Source organism: Streptomyces niphimycinicus (assembly GCF_018883605.1).
Classification (GTDB): domain Bacteria; phylum Actinomycetota; class Actinomycetes; order Streptomycetales; family Streptomycetaceae; genus Streptomyces; species Streptomyces niphimycinicus.
This window is the reverse complement of sequence record NZ_JAHLEM010000596.1, coordinates 1-2682: the sequence shown is the minus strand read 5'-3', so window position 1 is coordinate 2682 and position 2682 is coordinate 1. Positions and strand designations below refer to the sequence as shown.

Here is a 2682-nt window from a genome sequence, read left to right as displayed (position 1 = left end):
GGTGGCCGCGCCGGGGCGCGGCCACCCTCGTCACTGATGCCAGGAGCGCCACAGCGCGGCGTAGGCTCCGTCCGCCGCGACGAGTTCGTCATGGCTGCCCAGCTCGGTGATCCGGCCGCTCTCGACCACGGCGATCACATCCGCGTCATGCGCGGTGTGCAGCCGGTGGGCGATCGCCACCACGGTCCTGCCCTCCAGCACCCGGCCCAGCGACCGCTCCAGATGGCGCGCCGCCCGCGGGTCCAGCAGCGAGGTGGCCTCGTCCAGCACCAGCGTATGCGGATCGGCGAGCACCAGCCGGGCCAGCGCGATCTGTTGCGCCTGTGCGGGAGTGAGCGCCAGACCGCCCGATCCGACCTCGGTGTCCAGGCCCTCGTCCAGTGCGCGGGCCCAGCCGTCGGCGTCCACCGCGCCCAGCGCCGCCCACAGCTCGGCGTCCTTGGCGACGGCGCGGGCCAGCAGCAGATTGTCACGCAACGAGCCCACGAAGACATGGTGCTCCTGGTTGACCAGGGCCACATGCTCACGCACCCGCTCGGTGGGCATCCGCGCCAGCTCCGCCCCGCCCAGCGTCACCCGGCCGGTGCGCGGGGAGTAGATCCCGGCCAGCAGCCGCCCCAGGGTGGACTTCCCCGCCCCGGAGGGGCCCACCAGCGCCAGCCGCGTTCCCGGGGGCACCTTCATGGACACCTCGTGCAGCACATCGCTGCCCTCGTGGTATCCGAACCGCACCTCGTCCGCCCGCACCTCACGGCCGCCGGGGAGCACCCCCGCGTCGGCGGGGCCCTCCTCGATCTCCCGCACGCCCACCAGCCGGGCCAGCGACACCTGCGCGACCTGGAGCTCGTCGTACCAGCGCAGGATCAGCCCGATCGGCTCGACCAGCATCTGCGACAGCAGCGCCCCGGTGGTCAGCTCGCCGATCGACATCCAGCCGCGCATCACACAGACGCCGCCGATCATCAGCACCGAACCGGTGATCAGCGTGTAGCTCACATTGATCACCGGGAAGAGCACCGAGCGCAGCCAGAGCGTATAGCGCTCCCACGCGGTCCACTGCTTGATGCGCAGTTCGGACTGGGCGATCCGCCGGTCGCCCAGCCGGTGGGCCTCGACGGTCCGCCCGGCGTCCACGCTCTCGGTGAGGGACGCGGACACCGCCGCGTAGCCGGCCGCCTCGGAGCGGTAGGCGCTCGGCGCGCGGCGGTAGTACCAGCGACAGCCGATCACCAGCACCGGAAGCGCCACCAGCACCGCGAGACCCAGTGGGGGAGCGGTCAGGGTCAGCGCGCCGAGCAGCAGCCCGGTCCACACCACGCCGATGGCCAGTTGCGGCACGGCCTCGCGCATCGCGTTCGCCAGCCGGTCGATATCGGTGGTGATCCTGGAGAGCAGATCCCCGGTCCCGGCCCGCTCCAGCACTCCCGGGGGCAGACCCACCGACCGTACGAGAAAGTCCTCCCGCAGATCCGCCAGCATTTCCTCGCCCAGCACCGCCCCGCGCAGCCGCACCATCCGGACGAACACGGTCTGCACCACCAGCGCCACCGTGAACAGCGCCACGATGCGGCCGATGTGGAGATTCTCCTTCCCCTGGGAGAGGTCCTCGACCAGGCCCCCCAGCAACTGGGGGCCGACCATGGAGGCGATCACCGCGGTCGCGTTCACGACCATCAGCACGGTGAACGCGGCCCGATGCCGCCGCAGCAGCTCACGCACATAGGCCCGCACGGTGGTGGGTGTGCCGACCGGCAGCGTCGTCGCCGACTCTGGTGCGGCCGGGTCATAGACGGGCGGTGCCACGCCGATCATGCCGACTCCTCGATCTGTTCCTCGATCCGCGCGATGTCCTTCAGACCGCGTCCGGTGTCCTTCAGGCCGTGTCCGGCCGGTCCGGTGCCCCGCCCGGCCCGCCGCCCGGCGGCCTCGTCCTCCGGCTCGCGGGTGACGACCGCGCGATACGCGGGATCGCTGCACAGCAGTTCACGATGGGTGCCCACCCCCGCCGCCTCGCCGTCGGGCACGAACACCACCCGGTCGGCCCGGTCCAGCAGCAGCGGGCTGGAGGTGAGCACGATGGTCGTCCGGCCAGCCCGCAGCTCCCGCACCCCGTCGGCGATCCGCGCCTCGGTATGCGAGTCCACCGCCGAGGTCGGCTCGTCCAGCACCAGCACCTCCGGATCGGTCACCAGCGAGCGGGCCAGTGCCAGCCGCTGCCGCTGGCCACCCGACAGCGAGCGGCCACGCTCGGTGATCCGGGTGTGCATGGGTCCGGCGTCATCCCCCTCGGCCGCCGACGCCTGCGCCAGCGCGTCCAGCACATCGCCGCACTGGGCCGCCTCGAGCGCCTTATCCGCCGTGACCTCGCCGGACCTCGGCACATCCAGCAGCTCGGCGAGCGCCCCCGACAGCAGCACCGGATCCTTGTCCTGCACCAGCACCGCCGCGCGCGCCGCGGTCAGCGGCACCTCGTCCAGGGCGACCCCGCCCAGCAGCGCCGACGGTGCCCGGTCGTGGTCCCCGTCGCCCAGGCCGTCGTGGGTGGGATGTCCGCCGAGCCGGTCGGCCAGCCGCCCCGCCGCGTCCGGGTCGCCGCACACCACAGCGGTCAGCAGCCCGCCGGGCGCCAGCATCCCGCTCGCCGGGTCGTACAGATCCCCGCCGAGCGGTGCGGTGGCCCCG

2 protein-coding genes are annotated in these 2682 nt (G+C 73.1%); both read right to left on the bottom strand.

Translation table 11 applies throughout. The annotated features are described in order from the left end of the window. Nucleotides 1-30: 30 nt before the first annotated feature. A complete protein-coding gene (locus KN815_RS37180; protein ID WP_216346257.1) occupies nt 31-1812 on the bottom strand; it encodes an ABC transporter ATP-binding protein in 1782 nt (593 codons plus the stop codon). Next, the coding region (locus tag KN815_RS37175) for an ATP-binding cassette domain-containing protein (protein WP_216346256.1) at nt 1809-2682 on the bottom strand (874 nt) is incomplete at its 5' end. The genes KN815_RS37180 and KN815_RS37175, both read right to left, overlap by 4 nt.